This window comes from Beduinella massiliensis, from assembly GCF_900199405.1.
Taxonomy (GTDB): domain Bacteria; phylum Bacillota; class Clostridia; order Christensenellales; family Aristaeellaceae; genus Beduinella; species Beduinella massiliensis.
This window is the reverse complement of the sequence record NZ_LT963430.1, coordinates 1,125,770-1,145,146: the sequence shown is the minus strand read 5'-3', so window position 1 is coordinate 1,145,146 and position 19,377 is coordinate 1,125,770. Positions and strand designations below refer to the sequence as shown.

Annotated in this window: 20 protein-coding genes; 6 read left to right on the top strand and 14 right to left on the bottom strand. The window is 56.0% G+C overall.

The window, feature by feature from the left end:
- Positions 1-128: 128 nt before the first annotated feature.
- The 4 genes from C1725_RS05820 to C1725_RS05805 are packed head-to-tail and all read right to left on the bottom strand — an operon-like array spanning position 129 to position 1,979.
- Positions 129-533 carry a hypothetical protein gene (locus C1725_RS05820; RefSeq protein WP_102410719.1) on the bottom strand — a complete coding sequence of 135 codons (405 nt, stop codon included), beginning with the start codon at positions 531-533 and terminating at the stop codon, positions 129-131.
- Between the two features lie 19 nt (positions 534-552).
- Positions 553-945, bottom strand: coding sequence for a hypothetical protein (locus tag C1725_RS05815; RefSeq protein ID WP_146009166.1), 393 nt, complete (start codon positions 943-945; stop codon positions 553-555).
- The gene (locus tag C1725_RS05810; RefSeq protein ID WP_346026391.1) at positions 932-1,534 is read right to left on the bottom strand and encodes a PadR family transcriptional regulator; all 603 of its coding nucleotides are present in this window, start codon (positions 1,532-1,534) and stop codon (positions 932-934) included. The genes C1725_RS05815 and C1725_RS05810 overlap by 14 nt, the downstream gene beginning before the upstream one ends.
- 40 nt (positions 1,535-1,574) lie before the next feature.
- Positions 1,575-1,979: a PCC domain-containing protein gene (locus tag C1725_RS05805; RefSeq protein ID WP_102410717.1), complete on the bottom strand. Its 405-nt coding sequence runs from the start codon at positions 1,977-1,979 to the stop codon at positions 1,575-1,577.
- A gap of 120 nt (positions 1,980-2,099) precedes the next feature.
- Between C1725_RS05805 and C1725_RS05800 the strand changes: the two genes are divergently transcribed.
- Positions 2,100-2,930 (top strand): methyltransferase domain-containing protein, encoded by an 831-nt coding sequence (locus C1725_RS05800; protein ID WP_102410716.1) that lies wholly within the window; start codon positions 2,100-2,102, stop codon positions 2,928-2,930.
- A 309-nt stretch (positions 2,931-3,239) separates the two neighbouring features.
- Here the strand turns inward: C1725_RS05800 and C1725_RS05795 are convergent, their stop codons facing one another.
- The 10 genes from C1725_RS05795 to C1725_RS05750 all read right to left on the bottom strand — a co-directional run bounded on the left by C1725_RS05795 (position 3,240) and on the right by C1725_RS05750 (position 12,957).
- Entirely contained in the window at positions 3,240-4,121 is an 882-nt protein-coding gene (locus C1725_RS05795) for an ABC transporter permease subunit (protein WP_102410715.1), read from the bottom strand.
- Between the two features lie 12 nt (positions 4,122-4,133).
- Positions 4,134-5,024: an ABC transporter permease subunit gene (locus tag C1725_RS05790; protein ID WP_102410714.1), complete on the bottom strand. Its 891-nt coding sequence runs from the start codon at positions 5,022-5,024 to the stop codon at positions 4,134-4,136.
- A gap of 75 nt (positions 5,025-5,099) precedes the next feature.
- Positions 5,100-6,698, bottom strand: coding sequence for an extracellular solute-binding protein (locus C1725_RS05785; RefSeq protein ID WP_346026390.1), 1,599 nt, complete (start codon positions 6,696-6,698; stop codon positions 5,100-5,102).
- Between the two features lie 53 nt (positions 6,699-6,751).
- Positions 6,752-8,221, bottom strand: coding sequence for a beta-N-acetylhexosaminidase family protein (locus tag C1725_RS05780; protein WP_102410712.1), 1,470 nt, complete (start codon positions 8,219-8,221; stop codon positions 6,752-6,754).
- Between the two features lie 93 nt (positions 8,222-8,314).
- Positions 8,315-9,022 (bottom strand): N-acetylmannosamine-6-phosphate 2-epimerase, encoded by a 708-nt coding sequence (locus C1725_RS05775; protein WP_428829574.1) that lies wholly within the window; start codon positions 9,020-9,022, stop codon positions 8,315-8,317.
- Between the two features lie 154 nt (positions 9,023-9,176).
- Positions 9,177-10,037 carry an SIS domain-containing protein gene (locus C1725_RS05770; RefSeq protein ID WP_102410710.1) on the bottom strand — a complete coding sequence of 287 codons (861 nt, stop codon included), beginning with the start codon at positions 10,035-10,037 and terminating at the stop codon, positions 9,177-9,179.
- A complete protein-coding gene (locus tag C1725_RS05765) occupies positions 10,034-10,927 on the bottom strand; it encodes an ROK family protein (protein ID WP_102410709.1) in 894 nt (297 codons plus the stop codon). The genes C1725_RS05770 and C1725_RS05765 overlap by 4 nt, the downstream gene beginning before the upstream one ends.
- Before the next feature lie 133 nt (positions 10,928-11,060).
- Positions 11,061-11,693, bottom strand: coding sequence for an ABC-2 transporter permease (locus tag C1725_RS05760; RefSeq protein ID WP_102410708.1), 633 nt, complete (start codon positions 11,691-11,693; stop codon positions 11,061-11,063).
- Complete coding sequence (locus tag C1725_RS05755; RefSeq protein WP_102410707.1) at positions 11,690-12,550, bottom strand: ATP-binding cassette domain-containing protein; 861 nt, start codon at positions 12,548-12,550, stop codon at positions 11,690-11,692. Before C1725_RS05755 ends, C1725_RS05760 begins: the two co-directional genes overlap by 4 nt.
- A gap of 29 nt (positions 12,551-12,579) precedes the next feature.
- A complete protein-coding gene (locus tag C1725_RS05750) occupies positions 12,580-12,957 on the bottom strand; it encodes a GntR family transcriptional regulator (protein ID WP_102410706.1) in 378 nt (125 codons plus the stop codon).
- Between the two features lie 499 nt (positions 12,958-13,456).
- Here C1725_RS05750 and C1725_RS05745 point away from each other — a divergent pair, with 499 nt between their 5' ends.
- The 5 genes from C1725_RS05745 to C1725_RS05725 all read left to right on the top strand — a co-directional run bounded on the left by C1725_RS05745 (position 13,457) and on the right by C1725_RS05725 (position 19,358).
- Positions 13,457-15,349: an ABC transporter substrate-binding protein gene (locus tag C1725_RS05745; protein ID WP_346026389.1), complete on the top strand. Its 1,893-nt coding sequence runs from the start codon at positions 13,457-13,459 to the stop codon at positions 15,347-15,349.
- 201 nt (positions 15,350-15,550) lie between these two features.
- Positions 15,551-16,549, top strand: a complete 999-nt coding sequence (locus C1725_RS05740) for an ABC transporter permease subunit (RefSeq protein ID WP_102410704.1) — start codon at positions 15,551-15,553, stop codon at positions 16,547-16,549.
- Between the two features lie 19 nt (positions 16,550-16,568).
- Positions 16,569-17,405, top strand: coding sequence for an ABC transporter permease subunit (locus tag C1725_RS05735; protein ID WP_102410703.1), 837 nt, complete (start codon positions 16,569-16,571; stop codon positions 17,403-17,405).
- Between the two features lie 2 nt (positions 17,406-17,407).
- Entirely contained in the window at positions 17,408-18,379 is a 972-nt protein-coding gene (locus C1725_RS05730; protein ID WP_102410702.1) for an oligopeptide/dipeptide ABC transporter ATP-binding protein, read from the top strand.
- A gap of 1 nt (position 18,380) precedes the next feature.
- Positions 18,381-19,358 (top strand): oligopeptide/dipeptide ABC transporter ATP-binding protein, encoded by a 978-nt coding sequence (locus tag C1725_RS05725; protein ID WP_102410701.1) that lies wholly within the window; start codon positions 18,381-18,383, stop codon positions 19,356-19,358.
- Positions 19,359-19,377: the final 19 nt, after the last annotated feature.

Sequence of the window (19,377 nt, the reverse complement as noted above, 5' to 3'; positions counted from 1 at the left end):
TCAAAAGAACGAAGAAGGGTGCATCCCGATGCGGCGGATACCCGCAAAAACGCGGCTTCGGTAAGCGGGCGTATTGTCAACGAGACGGTACGCCCGTTTTGCTGCGTGCCTTTAAGTAAGACACTGCATTATGTAAATGAAAACGAATCGCTTACCAGCCAGGACTTCGCCGCTTCCATATCCGTGCTGAAACAGAGCTGTTCCGCCTTCAGGAAAGCTGCCCGATTCAGGGCTTTGCGCAGTTGACGCAGGCTCTTCTCGTCGCTGGATATCGCCAGTTTAACGATACGGGGGCTCAGCCTTTGAAGATGCTCCGCGACTTTTTGCGCCAAATCCTGCGTCAGATTCGTTTCGTACAGGTCGATGAGAATTCTGCGCCGTTCCGGCGATTTGAGAAGAAAGGCCTCTTCTTCGTTCATCATCGACAGCAGGGCGTCCGTTTTGTCCAGATATCCGCCATAATGGATTCCATGAAAGTAACCGCCCTTATCGTAATACGGGCTCAGCGCGCCGCTCGGAGATTTTGTCAGCATATCGTTACCTCTCGGCTCGTCAAACAAGCCATTCCTTCGCCCTTTCGGCGTCTTGAAAGTACGCCCGGGGAAGGGTTGTGCGTGCAAGGTTCCGCCCCAAAATACGGTCAAATCTTCGTCTCGTCAGCCCATGCACTCCGACAAACGCAATTTTATCGATGCGTTCCTCGAATTTGGAAATGCTTTCGCCTATCGATTCCATCGTACGCCCATCGAGATCGTTTTCGTCCAGGTTATACCAAACTTTAAACTTTGCATGGGTGGGTCTTTGTAAAAAGAACGTTTCAATCTCCGACAGACGCTTCAGCAAAGCCTGCATGTTCGCCTGATATCCATCCAGATGACAGCAGCAAATTTCGCAGTTGCGACAGGAAAGAAGGACGATCGGCCTTGGGGATTCAATAACCTTCACCGTTTTCCTCCCCCTCGATCAAATTGGGCAGCGGTCTTTGCATACGGATATGCCGGCACCATTGGATCGTTTTCTGCGTAATGCAGATTCCGTAGTATAGGGTCGAGAGCTTATCGTAAAAGCAGCCGCGGTTTTCCATTCTGCTGTATTGTCTTTCCAAATCCTTCAGCCTTACCAGGTAATTCCTGTTGTTGATTTCGTATTCGAGGAGCTGCCGCTCCCGCACTTCCGGCGGGAGCCTATCAAAAAAATAGACCTTTGCCAAATGGGTATTCGTACCCTCGAATAGATCCATCGGGGCGGAGAGCCAATCAAAGAATCGGTGCCGTCCCTCCGGCGTAATATGATAAAATATCTTTCGCCTGCCGCCCTGCGGTTTTTCCGATGTCGTGAATAGCCCTTTTTCCGTCAGCCTTTTGAGAGCGGGGTACAGACTGCCAAAGCTCGCCTTATAAAAAACCCCGATACCGTTTTCTATCGCCTTTTTGATGTCGTATCCGGTCAAATCCTCTTCCAGCGCCATGCCTAAGGCAATGAATTCAAGCATGCAACCCGTGATACGGCAAAACGGCATGGCCGAAGCGGCCATGCCCACCAAAGAATATGGATTTGCCTTCGCAGGGGCGCGCCTAACGCGCGCCCAGCCGTTCGATCACCAGCTCGTCGTACCCTGTCTGCGGGTCAAACGCAGCGGAAAAGCGCAGGTCCTCCAGCTCCAGCAGAACGATCTCCGCCGTGGTGTTGACGAGGCACCCCTCTACCAGATGACCGCCCAGGGTAGCAAGGTCTTCCCGGCTGAACGAAGCGTGCAGGTGCGTGCGCTCTGCCGAAACCGTGCCCGTCAGAGAGACGATCTCCAGGTCCGCGTCAACCTCGCGGATCGTGACGCCGCTGGCGTCGCGCAGCCGCGCGCGGGTCACGCAGCCGACGCCGCTGAGCACGCAGCCCGCGCGGATTTGACGCGCGCGGGCATAGTCCGCGATGCCGCAAAGCAGATCCTGTCCGCGTTTTAAGCGAAAAGCGTGGGTCTTCAAGCTTCCATGCCCCCTCAATCCAAAGACTGCGTCCATTGTACCACGAAACCCGGCGCGCGTCCCTGTGCTTTTCACGCGCCGTATGCTATAATAAGGCAGAACTTTGCAGGAGGTAACCGCATGTATCAGACCCTGCTCGACGTTTTCAGGGAGCTGCCCCCGCCCTATGCGACGAACGGCCTCCCCTTTTGGGACGACGACCACATTTCAAAGAGCATGCTCGAAGCGCACCTGAACCCCGATACGGACGGCGCCTCCCGCAGGCCCGGCTTTATCGAAAAATCCGTCCGCTGGATCGCCGCGCTCTGCCCGCCCGAAGGCGGGAAACGGCTGATCGATCTGGGCTGCGGGCCGGGACTGTACGCGGAGCGCTTCTGCCGCGCGGGCTTTCGCGTCACAGGGGTGGATTTTTCGCGCCGCTCCATCGCCTACGCAGTCGCGAGCGCGGCGAGGAATTGTCTGCCGGTCCGCTACCTCTGCCAAAGCTATCTGAACCTCGAATTTGATACCTGCTTCGACGTGGCGACGCTCATCTACTGCGACTACGGCGTGCTGGCGCCGGACTGCCGCAGCGCGCTGCTGCAAAGGGTGCGCCGTGCGCTGCGGGCCGGGGGCACTCTGATTCTGGACGGCTTTACCCCTCGGGAAGCCTCGTTTTTCAAGGAAGGCCAGCAAATCACGTATGAGCCGGGCGGATTTTGGAGCCCTGAGCCCTACGCCTGCCTTCGCCGGAACGTCCTCTACCCCGAGACGGGCAATTCTCTGGAGCAGTACGTCGTCGTCACGGCGGAGGATCTGCGCTGCTATAACCTCTGGAATCAGTATTTCAGCCCGGCCTCGCTCCTACGGGAGCTGCATGACGCCGGCTTCACCCAGGTCGAGCTCTACGGAGACGTGTGCGGCACGCCGCTGTCCCAGGAATCGCGCACGCTCTGCGCGGTGGCGCGATGAGGTGCAGGGGTCAGCCCCGCAAAGCCGTGGCCTCTTTGTTGCGCTTGCTCTCGCCGACGGCTTGCCAGCTGTCTTTCTTTTCATCTTGATCCGCTTTCTTGTCCTTGTTGCGGGCATACTCTTTCTCTTCTCAATATCATACAAAAAAGACTACACTGAACGAATTTCTCAGAAAGGTCATGCGCTCCCCCTTAGCTCATTTCCCCGTCATTCTTTTCGTTCATTGTAGTCTTTTCCCGATCCTTTAACCCCATGACAATGTCGTCGCAGGCCCCATGCCCGCTTTTTATCTTGCAGTTCTTTCCCGCATCATCCCTTGACAGCGCCCATTACAAGACCCTTAACAAAATACTTTTGTAACCAAGGATAGAGAATCAAAACGGGAATCGTTGCAACTACAACTTTAGCGCAGTTGAACGTCAGACTGGAAATTCTCATCTTGGCTTCAATTGCCTCTGGCGACAATCCAACCAAAGCCGCAGTGTTCATTTCCGCAGACAATGCATAAATATAGGTTTGCAGCGGAAGCTTTGAAGACGTATTAATATAAATTCGTCCGGAAAAATAATCATTCCAATGGCCAACGATGCACAGAAGCGAAATTGTTGCAATAGAAGGCGTTGAAAGCGGAATGATAATCCGCATCAACGTATTGAAGGGGTTGGATCCATCAATCAACGCTGCCTCTTCAATCTCATGCGGTAGGCCCTTCATATAATTCATCAATACAATGATGTTATATGCCTGAACGGCCCACGGAAGGGTTAGCGCCCATATGGTATCCAGCAATCCTAAGGTCTTAATCCAAATATATGTTGCCACCATGCCACCGTTAAACAACATAGTGAATACCAAAAGCCACATATAAATATCATGTGCGCGAAAGACCGCTTTCTGTCTAGAAAGAGCATAAGCCATCGGTACGCTAAACGTGAGATGAAGGCTGATTCCTATCAAAACACGAACGACGGATACGCCAAAGGAGACAAAAAACTGGCGGTCATTCAACATTTCCTTATAAGCCGCCAATGTGAAATTCACCGGCCAAAAATACACATGTCCTGCTGCCGCGCTCGTTTTATCGCTGAAGGAAACAGCCACGGTATTGAGCAGGGGAATCAAGCAGAGCAGCGAAAAGAGCGCAAGCAAAATATATACGCTTACATCAAAGGTAGATATACGCTTCTTCATTGCTGTTGCCCCCTAAAAGATCTTATATCCGGAGAATTTATTTGCCAACTGGTAGCTCAGCACAATCAGCACAAAGCTCACGGCAGATTTTGCCAGACTGACAGCAGCAGACATGCTGTATTTTAAATCAACGAGACCTATACGGTATATATACGTGTCGATGATATCACCCGTTGAATATACCAATTCAGAATACATATTAAAAACTTGATCAAATCCTCCATCCAAAACGCCTTTCAACGAAAGCGTTGTCATCAGAATCACAGTTGGCGTAATGCTTGGCAACGTCAGATAGCGAATTTTCTGAAACCTGTTTGCACCATCAATATCTGCCGCTTCGTACATATTCTGACTGATGTTGGTCATTGCCGACAGATAAATGATGGCTGTATAGCCAAAGTTTTTCCAGGTGTCTGTCAGAATCAGCAAGATACGAAACGACGATGCTTTGACCATCCAGATTTCCGCTTCTGCGCCAAGGAGACCGATGAACTGATTGAAAAGTCCATTTAAGGAAAAGAAATTTGTAAAAATCACACCCAAGATAACCCATGAAAGAAAATTCGGCAGGTAACAAATCGTTTGAACCGACCTTTTGATTCGGCGGTTTCCACATTCATTGAGTATCACAGCAAAGAAAACCGGTACGATGATTCCCAGAATAATTTTTAAAACGGCAATAATCAGCGTATTGACAACAGCCTGGCGGAACCCCGACATCATCATCAATTTGCGGAAATTCTGCATTCCTACCCACTGCGATCCAAATATGCCCTTCGATGGTTTGAAATTCTGAAAAGCCATCACAGCACCGTACATTGGAATAAAATTAAACAATATCAGCATGATCAATCCGGGCAAGACCATCGCGTGATAGAAGCGCTCATATTTTCGTATAAGCATCCCATATCCTTCTTTCTAATGCTAGTAATGAAACAAAGGCGCCACGCAAGTCACATGGCGCCTTGGCAGCCCATATTATTCCATCATAGCACGAACCTCAGCCGTGATTAAGTCGCCACCTTCGTTCTTCCATCTCTTGATAAACTCATCGTAGGCGTCAACTGCCTTCTCACCGATGATGATCTGTTGCAGGTAGGTGGATTCTAACGTCTCAAGGTTCGACCAGAAGTCAGCCATGGACTCAGTACGCGCAGTGAATGCCTGATCAACCTCTACAACATTTTCGCCAGCAATCTGCTCGCAGACATAATAGTATGCGTAGGTATACCAGAAAACACTGCTGGGCTCAGCGTCGTAGGGCTCATCCTTCAGGAATGCGTCCACCAAATAGATCAGCCAATCCAGATCGTAGGGCTTCGACAGCTCGCCGGTCTCCTGATATTCCAAAATACCATAATAGGTATCGATGATCTCGTCGGCAGCAATCAAATTAAACAGGCCAAAGGGATAGTACGCTTCCCACTGAACGCCCTGTACGTTATAGGCAGAATAGATCTCCTTGCCAAACTCTCCGTGCTTATCCGCAACATAGTTCACAACTTCCATGACTGCCGCTAGGTTTTCGCAATCCTTGCTGACACACAGGATAGAGTTCCAGATGGGATTCATCACGAGATTGAAATGACCCTCTTCATTCAACGGCGCTGCCAGAATTCTCACGTCTGCGCCTTCCACATTCATCAGCTCGGAGATACCGATGGAGAACCACGCGTTGGCGATTGCGGTGCCGCTCTCTCCGGAAGCGAACATCGCCTTGTTTGAATCGCTGTCAGAGGTCATAAACTCAGGATTGATGAGACCTTCCGCATACCAGCGCTGAAGAACCGTCAGAAGTTCCTTCATTTTCGGATTCACGGAACCATAGGAAATCTCGCCATCCTCGCCCTTCATCCAGTAGCCGGGATAAAGATCAAAGGCAGCTGCAAGATTGGAGATATCGTTAAAGGTGCCAGACATAACATTGCCAATCAGTAGTCCCTTGCTACTCTTCTTGTCGCGGAAGGCAATCAGTACATTCTCCAACTCCTCAATGGTCTTCGGCTGCTCAAGACCCAGTTCATCCAGCCAATCCTGGCGAATCCATAGATAGGATTCACTGCCATAGTAGTTGCTTCCCTGTGGGAGACCGAACATCTGACCGTCCTCATTGGTCAGTGCCGTCAGGGGCTTATCGTTAAAGGTCTCGTACAGGTGACGTACGTAGTCGCTGGCGTACTCCTCATACACTCCGCGCAGATCGGCGAGCATGTCATTGTCGACCAGCTCCAGATAGAGATTGTAGTGGGAGCTGTCAATAACAAACACGTCTGGCAGATCTCCGGCGCTGATGCTCAAGGCCAACTTCGTATAGTAGTCATCAGAAACCCAATCTGCTTGAACATCGATATTAAATTTCTCCAGAATGGTGCGGGTCGCCAAATTGTTCTCGGTAGAATCCTGCGGATCCGGCCAATTCGCGGTACTCTGTTCTTTGCCCACGGTGATTGTCACGGTATCCTCAAATCGAAAATAGCCCTCATCAAGCTCCTGTGTGGCCGACTCTGCAGATGCTACAACGCCCAGCATCATCATCAGCGCCAAAACTACAGATATGATCTTCCTCAGGTGTTTCATGGTAAACCCTCCTTTTTGTTTTTTACTAACAGCAATAGCTGCCAATAAATCCATTATGCGAATACGACGTCCGTCCTCCGAGCAGCAACTGTCATGATCTCGCGAATGGAGCGTTCCGAATTCCACAGCATTTCGCCGCCCAGCACAACCACATACCACAGCGCTTCCTCAAACATACCATCCTCCACGAGGAAGGTCACGCTGGCCTGGCCATTGCAGCCATCTGCCAGCTGTTTGACGATCCTGCGGCAATAGTCACCGTTGACCAGCCAATCGCTCTGGCGGAAATGCCAGAAGCGTCTCTGTGTCGCAGTTCTTCCATCCCGAAAGCCCTTGTCTGCGCAGCCCAGCATAAAAGGCCCCGTTTTGTATTCAAACTTCGTCCAGTCCAGATTCATCATGCCCTTTAGCACAGCGCCATACTCGCCGCTGGTGCGATGATGGATGATCTCATCGGTAAATGCCTGAGTTTCCTCATAACCGTCGATTTTACCTGCAGAATAGGCATAGGGGAACGCTCCGCAGTCCTCCCAGATAATATCAACTCGGGGATCTGTTTTTGCGATGACGTCCATGCGATGACAGACAGAGGTCGCGTGCAGGCCAAACTGAATCTTTAGATGCGGATATAGCTTTAGAAGCGCGTCGGAAATATAGTTCACCCATTTAACCGCTTCCTCTGCGATCACCAGGCCATCCTTCATGTCTTCCGTAGTTTCGGTAAATGTTTGGAAATAAACCCCATCCCCCCCCATATCTGCATAGTGATCCCGATATTCAGAAATGACAACGTCCTTCCAGTGCTCCATCGCACCATCTGCCGAAATATCAATATCCACGCCCCACGCCCATGAGAAGCCCCAAATTACCTCAACACAGTTTCGATGTGCGTATTCTACGAATGCCTGACCATTAACTGGCGGTTCATCATTCCAGATAATCGCCTGATTCATTTTCAGCTTCAACATATTGTCCAAATAGCCACGATAATTATAGATCGGATGTCCCCACGTCCACAATCCACGCTTGCTCAGCTTCGGCGCATCCGTCTCATCGATTTCCGGGAGATGCATCACCCTTTCGTTACCGCACGTCGCGTCCAGAATCCGGAGAAAATCCAAGCCCGACTGTTGCGTCAGATCATAATCCGCTTTTGCCAGATACTGATAGATGAAATCAACGCAGCCATACAAAAGGCCGGAAGCATCGCCGCCAACAATGACTGCAACCTGCTTGCCCGGTTGCCACGGACTATCCTTTACACAGAGACGATATCCCTGCTCCGGAATCTTCTGTTCGCCAAGCAGTTGAACGATCAGAGGGTTATCATTGCCCACGCCAATCAAAATCGAATTGCCTACAACGGACTTCTGCCCTGCCCGCACAAATTCAGGCGTATATTCATTGATATAACAGGAAAGACCTTCTGCCAGAAGCTCCAATGCGCGAGCCGGCATTTCTCCCGTGCCCCCATAGTAAACCGACCAGCGATCTTCAACCTGTACAACCTTCTTTTCAAACATAGAACCGCCCACTTTCTCTTAAATATGCGTCGCAATCCAGGATGCTTCCGGCGTTCTTTTTTGCTCACGCCTTAAAAGGTTCACGTTCTGCTCTTAACGAGCGGGCTTTATGGCGTCGGCGAAGCGGCGGGTAATCTCGCGCGGGCGTGTGATGGCCGTGCCCACGACGCAGGCGAAGACGCCCTGCTCCATCGCTTTCTTCAATTCATCCGGAGACCAGATGCCGCCTTCCCCGATCACGGGAATCGAAAGCGCCAGGGACAGCCTGCGCATCAATTCAAAGTCCGGCAGAACCCGGTCCTTCGTATCCGCCGTATAGCCGGACAGCGTGGTGCTCACCAGGTCGAAGCCGAGCCTCTGCGCGTTCAGCCCCTCCTCGAAGGTGGCGATGTCCGCCATGAAGAGCTGCTCCGGATACTTCGCGCGCACCTGCGGAAAGAGCGCCTCTATGGTGAGCCCGCCTGTATGCGGACGATCCGTCGCGTCCATGGCGATGATTTCACAGCCCGCCTCGCAAAGGGCGTCCACCTCGCAAAGCGTCGGCGTAATGTATACCGGACTGTCCGGCGAAACGCACTTCGTAAGCCCGATGATGGGCAGGTCCACCTCACGCCGGATCTGCAGGATGTCTTCCGGCGTATTCGCCCGGATGCCGCACGCGCCGCCCAGCATCGCCGCATAGGCCATGCGGCCCATGATTATAGAACTGTGCAGCGGCTCATCCGAAAGAGCCTGACAGGAAACCACCAATCCCCCCTTGATTTGGGAAAGGACGGCCTGTTTTTTGTCCATACTGCTCATTTTTATCACGCCTTTCCCCCTCATTATACCAAATCGTTTTTCTTTTTCAAGTAGTTTTAAAAAATATTTTTACTTTTTTAAAATAAAAAGAAAATCCCGTCCTTTTATAGATACGGAATTTTCTTTTTGTCCAAACGGATGATGTGTATTCAGATTAATATAGCTTGCTCGTGATCGCGTCGGCCGTGGCGGCCTTGCTCTGCGTGGAGGTTTCATAGGTGCGCTTGAAGTACTCGACGTAGAGCACATCGAGCAAAAAGAGCTGCGACATCTTCGCGGACATCGAGCCGCCCTGCAGCGGCCCCTCGTTCGCGCCGCACAGAAGCCTGAGGTCGCACAGGGCGCTCAGGGGCGAACGGGTAAAGCGGGTGATGCCGATGACCTTTGCCCCGCCCGCCCGGGCCTTGCTGACCACGTCGAGCGTGTCCTTCGTCGCCCCGGAATAGGAAAAGGCGATCGCCAGATCCTCCGGGCCCATCAATGCGGCGCTCATTGCCTGCAAATGCAGGTCGATGGTCATGTGCGCCTTGCTGGTAATGCGCATGAAGCGGCTCTGCGCCTCCAGCGCCGCGACCATCGAACCGCCCACGCCGAAGAAGTAGATGCTCTTGGCCTGGATCATCCAGTCGACCGCCGTGCTGATGTCCTCCTTGCGGATCAGGCGGTAGGTTTCGTTGAGCGCGCCGACGTTGGTGGAAAGCACCTTCTGCACCACCACGTCCAGCGAATCCTTAAAGCCAACCGCGCCGGTCATCTGGGTTGCCGCGGCGTCCTCCGAGCCGGAGGCCAGCGCCTGCGCCAGCGCCATCTTGAAGTCCTGATAGCCCTTCTTGTCCAGGTCGCGGCAGAAGCGGAAGACGCTCGTGTCCCCTACGCCGCAGGCATCCGCCAGATCGGTGATCGACATATACACCACCTGATCCGGCTTCTCCAGCACCAAATCCGCCACGCGTTTTTCCGCCTTGGTAAACTGATTGTAGCGCGTATGAATTTCCGTAAAAATATCGTTCGTCATTTGCTGCCCTCCAGCGCGCTCAGCGCCAACACAAACGCCCCGTACACCCCCGCCTGATTGCCGAGCTGCGCGCCCGCCAGCTTGACGCCGCGGTAGCTCTCCATCAGGCGCGGGTACAGCAGGCTCTCCACCGCGCGCAGGACGGCGCGCTGGCTCATCACGCCGCCGCCCAGCACGATCAGCGCGGGATTGAAGATGTGCGTCAGCGAGACGAGCCCGAAGACCACCTCGTGCACCCACGCGGACACCGCATCCGCCAGGTCCGGACGGCTGGAGACCCGCGCGAAAAGATCGCGCCCGTCCTCGATTTCCGGCTCGACCGCGCGCGCCGCGCGCAGCAGCGCCGTGGTAGAGGCGTATTGCTCGTAGCAGCCGCGCTGCCCACAGGCGCAGGGCAGGCCCTCCGGGTGCGTCAGGATGTGCCCCACCTCGCCCGCGACGCCGTCTGCACCGCCGTAAATTCGTCCATCCAGGACGATCGCGCCGCCCACGCCTGTGCCGTAGGTCAGGCATAAAAAGTCGCGCGTCCCCCGGCCCGCGCCGAAGTGCGCCTCGCCCAGCGCGGCGGCGTTTACGTCGTTTTCGACCGCCACCGGCACCCCTGTGTAGGCATGGAGGCGTTCGCCCACGGGCGTGCCGGTGAAGTTCGGCACATTGTCGTTGGCGAAGACGATGCGCCCCGTCCGTGCGTCCACCTGCCCGGTGGTGGAGACGCCCAGCGCGTCGTATCCGTCGTATCCATCGATGACAGCCTGGGCGCGCGCCATCAGGTACGGACCGCCCCGTTTGCCCTCGGAGGGCGCCTCCGCCTCCCGAAGGATATGCCCCGCCCCGTCCAGCAGGGCGGACTTGATGGCCGTCCCGCCGATATCGAGCGCCAAAATACGCATATCGCCGCCTCCTGTCGCTTTTCTGTCCCCATTATATCCGTTTTGCTCTTGCCAATCAAGAAAAAATTTCTTTTTGTGATTATCAAAAGAAAAAGTCCTTCCGGAACAAGACCGGAAGGACGGACACGCCCTCTTAAAATTCCTTTTTCTCGATAAAGCGCACGGAAATCCGATAGGAGGCGATGCCGATGACAACGAGTACCGCGACCGCCAGCACGCAAATCAGAGCCCATGGGGCGCTCGAAACCGCCTCCGCCTGCGGCATTGACGGCAGCACGCCCGCCAGGCCGACCACGAGAATCGTGGGAATCAGCATCGCCAGCGTCATAAAGACGCGCGCCCTTTCCACCGGAAAGCGGAACATCAGCGGCAGCGTCAGGCAGATCATGAATCCCATGATGAGCCCGCACCCCAGCGCCGCGCCCAGTACCTCCGCTACCTGCGAACCGCCGGTCAGAGCCGTCACGATCAGCGCGACCGCCGCCGAAAGCAGCACGCCCAGCGCCAAAAGGCCGAAGCTGAGCAGGTACTTCGCCCGCACGAGCGCGCGACGCGGCATCGGCAGCGCGGCCGCATAAGCAGGCCATTTCACCGCTTCGTCGTAGCTGAAGCTGGAAATCGCCGTCATCAGGCAGAGCATCGAAACCAGCCCCACCAATACCGGCGCGTTGTTCCGAAAGAGCACCAGGTAGAGCAGCACGATCACCAGCGAGGACTTCGCCTGTCTGCCCGCCACGATCATATCCTTCAGCAAGAGCCCCTTCATACCGCTTCCCCCCTTACGATCAGCAGCATCATTTCCTCGATGCTCACGCCCTCCACAACCCAGTTCGGATGCCGCCGCGCCACCGACCTGCGGTCTTTTACCAGCACCGTGCAGCCGTGCTTCTCCCGGCGCACGCGAAGCGCCTCGCCGCCCTGCAGCTCCGTCAGCTGCGAGGCGCTCACGCGCGCTACGCCCATGGCGTCCATCAGGTCGTCGCGCGTCGCGGAAAGGACGATATGCCCCTCGTGCAGAAAGGTGACCGCATCCGCGATCTTGTCCAGGTCGCTGGTGATGTGCGTCGAGAAGAGCACCGCGTTTTCCTCATCCTCCACGTACTGCTGCAGGATGTCCAGCAGCTCGTCGCGCGCCACAGGATCGAGACCGCCGGTCGGCTCGTCCAGAACGAGCAGCCGGGGGCGTCGTGCCATCGCCGCGGCGATGGAAAGCTTCATGCGCATGCCCTTGGAAAAATCCTTAATCTGCTTTTTCGGGTCGATGCCAAACTGCCCGATCAGCGCGCCGAACAGCGCGCTATCCCACTGCGGGCAGAGCGCCGCCATCGTTCGCCGCACGTCCCCCGCGCTCATGCCCGTATGAAAGCAGCATTCGTCGGGCACGTAGCCCACCTGCGCCCGCGCCTGATACGCGCCGAAGGACGCCTCCCTCCCCAGGATCTCGATGCGGCCCCCGTCCGGGCGCACGAGCCCCAAAATCGCCTTGATCGTCGTCGTCTTGCCCGCGCCGTTTTCCCCGACCAATCCCATGATCGTTCCGGACTCCATCCTGAACCCTACGTCCTTCAGGGAAAACGTGCCGTATCGCTTGCACAGGCCCTCGATGCGAAGTGCATCCGCCATGGCTTCATTCCTCCTCGCTACGCGGCTTTTCAGCCTTCCTCTTCATATAAGATATTGAGCAGCTCCTCGACCTCCCGGCGGGTGATGCCGCCCATGCGCGCCGTTTCTACGGCGCAGCTGAGGGATTCCTCCACCAGGCGCAGGTGCTCCTCGCGGATGAGCTCGGCGTTCTTGCCCGCGACAAAGCTGCCCTTTCCGGCGACTGTTTCGATGAATCCGTCGCGCTCCAGGTCCTGATACGCGCGCTTGGTCGTGATTACGCTGATGCGGAGATCTCTTGCCAGCACGCGCATGCTGGGCAGCAGCTCCCCCGGTGGCAGTTCGCCCGACGCGATCATCCGCTTGATCTGCGAGGTGATCTGCTCGTAGATCGGCTTGTCGCTCGAGTGCGAAAGGATGATCTCCATTTACGCTCCTCCGTTCGTATCTATCGTATATATCGTGTATGCACAGTATACTTGAAGTATACGCAGATGTCAAGGCACACACACAATTTTCTTTGCTTCCAACTTATAACAATTCAAACCGCGTTTTTTGTAGGAAAATCAAGGATTTTTTCATGTGAGGTTTCATGAAAATAGCAGATTATTTTACAAAAGTGATGCATCCCGCTTAGGTTTACCGAATATTTTGCACATAGATTATTGATTTTTTTACGCCATTGTGCTAATATCAATCTATCGTAGCAAGGCGGGCAGGTGAAATGCCCGCAAGAAGGAGGAATGATGCGCGCATCCAAGCCGCACTGATACCGTACCTTTTGCGCCGGACGCAAAAAAAGAACCGGCGGAAGCACTGGTCGCCATGAAAGCGTCCAGGGGGCCCGCCGGGTATGGTGTCAACTATTCTACATCTTTTGTGCCCAACGGGTTGGAAAATCCGTTGAATAAAAAAGGAGGTAACCTTATGCGCAAAATCCTCTCTATCGTCCTCACGCTCGCGATGGTGTTCTCCCTGAGCTCCTTCGCATTTGCAGAGGAAATGACCGACGTCGGCACGCCCCGCGCTGAGACGCTCATCGTCGAAATGCAGAGCCCGACCGACACTCCCGGCCAATTCAACCCCTACATGCAGGGCACCCAGATGGGTTCCGGCATCCATCAGCTCATGATGAGCCATCTTTGGGAAATGGACACCGTTAAAGGCGAGCAGTTCGGCGAGATCGCCGAAGGCATGCCCGTCTCCAACGAAGACTTCACCGAGCACACCGTGAAGATCCGCCAGGGCATCAAGTGGTCCGACGGCGTCGACCTCACCGCGAAGGACGTCGCCTTCACCGTCAACATGATCCTGACGAACCCCGGTATCGCTCAGAGCGCGTACTTCAACACCGTGTTCGCGTCCTGCGAGGCGGTCGATGATTACACCGTGAAGTTCGTGACGAAGGAATCCTTCCCCCGCCTGACGCTCAAGTTCGGCGTCACGATCTGGGGCACCGACCTTCGTATCGTTCCCGAGCACGTCTATTCCAAGGTGGACGACGTCACCACGTTCAAGGACGAAGCGCCCGTCGTCGCTGGCCCGTACACCGTGAATTCCTACGACCCGCTGGGCAAGTGGATTCTGTACGAAAAGCGCGCTGACTGGCAAAGCAGCACCGTCGGCGTCGTGACCGGCATGGAGCCCACGGCCAAGTACGTGCTCTTCAAGGCGCTGGGCGACTCCACCACCAAGCAGATGATGATGATCAACAACGAAGTCGACATCCTCTGCGAAGTCACCCCCGAAGAGCTCGAGGTCATGACCAGCGCGAACGACAAGATCGCCTGCTGGTACAAGGACTTCCCGTACGCTACGTCTGACGACCCGTGCTCCAAGGGCCTGTCCTTCTCCATCGGCAAGGGCGCGCCGTACGACAGCGCCGACTTCCGCTGGGGCATCGCGATGGCCATGAACTTCGACGAAATCTCCATGAACATCTTCGACGGCGTCGGCCGCGCGAGCTGCCTGCCGATCCTGACGGCCACCAGCGCCATGCAGGAACTGTACTACAAGCCCCTGCAGTCCTGGCTCGAGGAGTTTGAACTCGACCTGGGCGACGGCACGACCGTGAAGCCGTTTGACAGCGGATACGCCGAGCGCATGGCCGCTACGCTGACCGCGCAGGGCTATGACATCCCCACCGACAAGGACGCGCTGGTCGACATGTTCGGCATCGGCTGCTGGAAGTACGATCCGGAAGCCGCCACCAAGCTGCTGACCAAGGCCGGCCTTGAGAAGAAGGACGACGGCTGGTACTTCGGCGGCGCTCCCTTCTCCATCGAGCTGTCCTACATCGCCGACAGCGAAGCGCAGGCTGGCCGCGGCACGCAGGCCGCGTACGACCAGCTGACCAAGTTCGGCCTCAACTGCACGCTGACGAGCAAGAGCTCCGCCGTGTGGAGCGCCGACGGCGAGACCGGCAACTACGAAATCGGCGGCTACTGGCCGACCGGCGGTATCACCAAGGACATCTACTCCCAGATCAACGGCTGGGACGCCGACCTGATCGTGCCGCTGGGCGAGCGCGGATCCGGCCAGGGCACCCGCTGGAACAACCAGGTAGCGACGGACGCGATCCACGAGATGGCGAAGCTGTCTCCGGACGACGAGAAGACCTATGAGCTGGCCATGACCTTCCTGAAGGAAGCTGTCAAGGATATGCCGTTCATCGGCTTCCACTCCGGCGTCAAGTTCGTTCCCACCAACAGCACCAACTGGGAAGGCTACCCCTGCGCCGAGGATCCCTACAATGGTCCGTGGTGGTGGTGGAGCTGCTTCAAGTACATCGTGCCGCACATCACGCCGGTCGCGAAGTAAGCTTGAAGTCCCCTGTCTGAAGGTTTAAAGCCTTGACGGCACGCGCCGCCCGACGCGGCGGCGCGTGCTTTCTTCTATCCAAATTCCTCTACCCTGCTATTCTGCGCGCAGTCACCTCCCCTTCGGAGTATCTGCGCCGATCTCTACGGCAGATTCCCCATGAACCGCCTAAAATTCGTGTAAGCGAAGGGGTGTGACCCTGTGAAATTTTGGAAGTATTTAGGCCTTCGTCTCCTGACGTGGGCGCTGACCATCTGGATTGGCGTTACTTTCATCTTTTTTATCCCGCGCATGTTCCCCTCCGACCCGGTTGAGAACATGATCGGCCAGATGCAGGCGCGTTCCGGCCAGATGGACCCTGAGCAAAAGGAAGCGCTGAGAAAATCCCTGCGCGTGCAGTTCGGCCTGGAAGGCTCGCTGCTCGAGCAGTACGGCTCGTTTTTATGGAAGGGCCTTCTGCACTTTGACTTCGGCCCCAGCCTGATGAGCTATCCGACAGATACGGGTACGATCATCTGGCAATACCTCCCCTATACCGTCGGCCTATCGCTGACATCCACGCTATTGGCGTGGATCATCGGCAATATCATAGGCCTTCTGGCTGGCTTTAGAAAGAACAAGCGTTCCTCCAAGATTCTGGAGGGCATCGCGATTTGTATTTACCCCATTCCTTACTTCATCGTCGCTCTGGTGCTGCAGATCTTCTTCGCCTTCATCCTGAAATGGTTCCCCCTGCAGTCTACGTTCAACATGGGAGGCAGCTTCGGCACGTTCTTCGCCTCGCTCATCAAGGCCTCCACGTTGCCCGCGGTTTCCCTGCTGCTGGTCGGCACCGGTTGGTGGATCATTTCCATGAAGTCGCTCGCCGGCACCACCGCGGAGGAAGATTTCGTCCTCTACGCGCGCTACCGCGGCCTGTCTGAAGGAAAGATCGGCAAGAGTTATGTCTTCCGCAACTCGATCCTGACGCAGATCACCGCGCTGGCCATGAGCCTGGGCGGCGTGTTCAACGGCTCGATCATGACCGAGATCATCTTCGGCTATCCGGGCGTCGGCAAGCTGATCCAGAACGCGATTTTACAGTCCGACTACAACATGATCCTGGGTTGTATCACCATCTCGATTGTCGCCATTTCCACGGCTACGCTGATCGCTGACCTCGTCTATCCGTTCATCGATCCGCGCATCCGTTATAGCTGAGAAAGGAGGAACGGCAAACATGAAAAAATTCTGGAAAAATGCGAATCTAAGCCTAAAAGCCGGGTTGATCATGACCGCGTTCTTCTTCTTCATCGGCTTTGTCGTCTACTTCATTCCCCATACCAGCCCCTTCGCCTTTAATACATACCCCAAGAAGCTCCTGCCCAGCGCGGAGCACTGGCTGGGCACCACCTCTCTGGGACAGGACGTCCTGTGGCTGCTGATCGAGTCCATCCATAACTCGCTGGTCATCGGCCTGATCGTCGCCACCATCGGCACGGTCGTCGGCGTGTTCGTCGGCCTCATCGCCGGCTTCTCCGGCGGCACGCTCGACCGCGTGCTCATGGTCGTCACCGATACCTTCGTCGTCATCCCCTCCCTGCCGATCCTGATCCTCATGACCTCGCTCATGAAGGGCTCGGCCACCGTGGTGATGATGGCCCTGGTGCTGGCGATGTTCGCCTGGGCCTGGCCGAGCCGCCAGATCCGCTCGATGGCGCTGACGCTCAAGGAGCGCGATTTCATCCACACCGCGAAGTTTTCCGGCGAAAGCTCGGTACAGATCGTCGCGACGGAGATTCTGCCCTACGCGCTGAGCTGGTCGCTTTCCAACTTCATGAACGCAACGCTTTCCGCCATCGCCTCCGAGTCCAGCCTGGCGGTTCTGGGCCTCTCGCCCGCGAACCTGATTTCCCTGGGCAACATGATTCAGTGGGCCCGCGACCGCAACGCCATCATGGCCCGGCAGTGGTTCTGGATCGGCTCTCCGATCGTCGCGACCGTGCTGCTCTTCATCGGCCTGTTCCTGCTGATCACCGGCTACAACGACTATATGTCCATGAAGAGAGGTAGATAAAGATGCTGAAAATCGATCATCTTTCCGCCTCCTATAAGACCATCGACGGCAACGTACACGTCGTCAAAGACGTGAACTTCGAAATTTACGACAACGAAATTTTCGGCATCGCCGGCGAATCGGGATGCGGCAAGTCCACCCTGCTCAAAACCCTGTACGACATCATCGAGTTCCCGCTGGAGATCGACTCCGGCAAGGTCGTCCTCAGCGGCGAGAAGAACGGCAGGCCCTTCTCCTACGAGTCGGGCGAGATCCGCAAGTCCTGGTGGAACAACATCTCTTATGTGCCCCAGGCCGCGCAGAGCGTTCTGAACCCGATCACCCGCCTCAAGAGCCAGTTCCTCGATTCCATCCCCAAGGAAGACCGCAAGAACGAGACCGAGGAGCAGACTCTGAAGCGCGTGGGCAAGTACCTCGAAGAGCTGGGGCTCTCGTCCGACATTCTGGAGGCCTTCCCCTTCCAGCTTTCCGGCGGCATGCGCCAGCGCGTCATCATCGCGCTCGCGACGTTCATGTCTCCGAACGTGGTGCTCGCGGACGAGCCGACCACAGCGCTGGACGTCGTGGTGCAGCGCGGCATCCTGATGATGCTCATGCGATTGCAGCGCCAGTTCAAGAACACGCTGGTGCTCGTCAGCCACGACATGGGCGTGCATTACCAGATCACGAACCGCATGGGCATCATGTACTCCGGCAGCTTCGTGGAGCTGGGCAAGACGGACGACATCTTCAACGACCCGATCCACCCCTACACGCAAATGCTGATCGGCGCGCTCCCGCGCGTGGGCGACAAGAGCCAGAAGGTCGGCATTCCCGGCCGTCCGCCGGCCCTGAAGAACCCGCCGCCCGGATGCCGCTTCGCGCCCCGCTGCCCCAAGGCGACGGACAAGTGCCGCGAATTGGTACCCGAGTTCCGCGAGATCAAACCCGGCCGCTATGCGGCCTGCCATTTGCTCAATCCGGAGGTGAAATGACATGGCCGAAAAGCTGCTGGAAATCAACAACGTCAGCAAAATCTTCCGCATCGGCGGCATGCTGATGGGCAAAAAGCTCGTCGCGATCGACGACGTCTCGCTCGACATCGAAGCGGGCGAGCCGGTCATCCTCTCCATCGTCGGCGAGTCCGGCTGCGGCAAGTCCACGCTCTGCAAGATGATCCTGCGCCTGTACCAGCCGGACATGGGCGACATCAAGCTTTTGGGCAACTCCTACGCCGACAAGAAGGCGTACCATCCCAAGCAGTTTAAGCTGGACGTTCAGCCGATCTTCCAAAACCCCTATGAGTCCTTTTCCGCCCGCAAGACGGTGGACACCTACCTGTTCAACACCGCGCTTCGCCTGGGCATCAGCAAAAACCACGAGGAAGCTGAAAAGCTGGTCGACGAAACGCTGCGCAGCGTCGGCATGTCGCTGGCGGTCGTCAAGGGCAAGTACCCGACGCAGTTCTCCGGCGGCGAGCTTCAGCGCGTCTCCATCGCGCGCGCGCTCATCACCCGTCCGAAGCTGATTATCGCCGACGAGCCCGTCGCCGCGATCGACGCGTCGATGAAGATGAACATCGTCAACCTCTTTAAGGAGCTCAAGGACAAATACAAGGTTTCCTTCATCTACATCACGCACGACCTCTCGACCGCTTACTACGTGTCGGACTACATTGCCACGCTCTACCGTGGCGGTCTGATCGAATACGGACCGGCCAAAGAGATCATGGACGATCCGGCGCACCCGTACACGGAGCTGCTGATGAACGCGGTGCCGCGCGTGGGCGACAAGTGGAGCGAAGAGCTCGTCATGCCGGACATGGAAGACAAGGAGTATTCGATCACCTACTGCAAGTTCGCGCCCCGCTGCCCCTACGCGACGGACGAATGCCGCCAGAAGCGGCCCGACATGGTGCACTTGAATGCGCGGCGCAAGGTGCTGTGCTTCCATCCGCTGGTCAAGCCGGATTAACCGGAATCTCCTGGGCGTC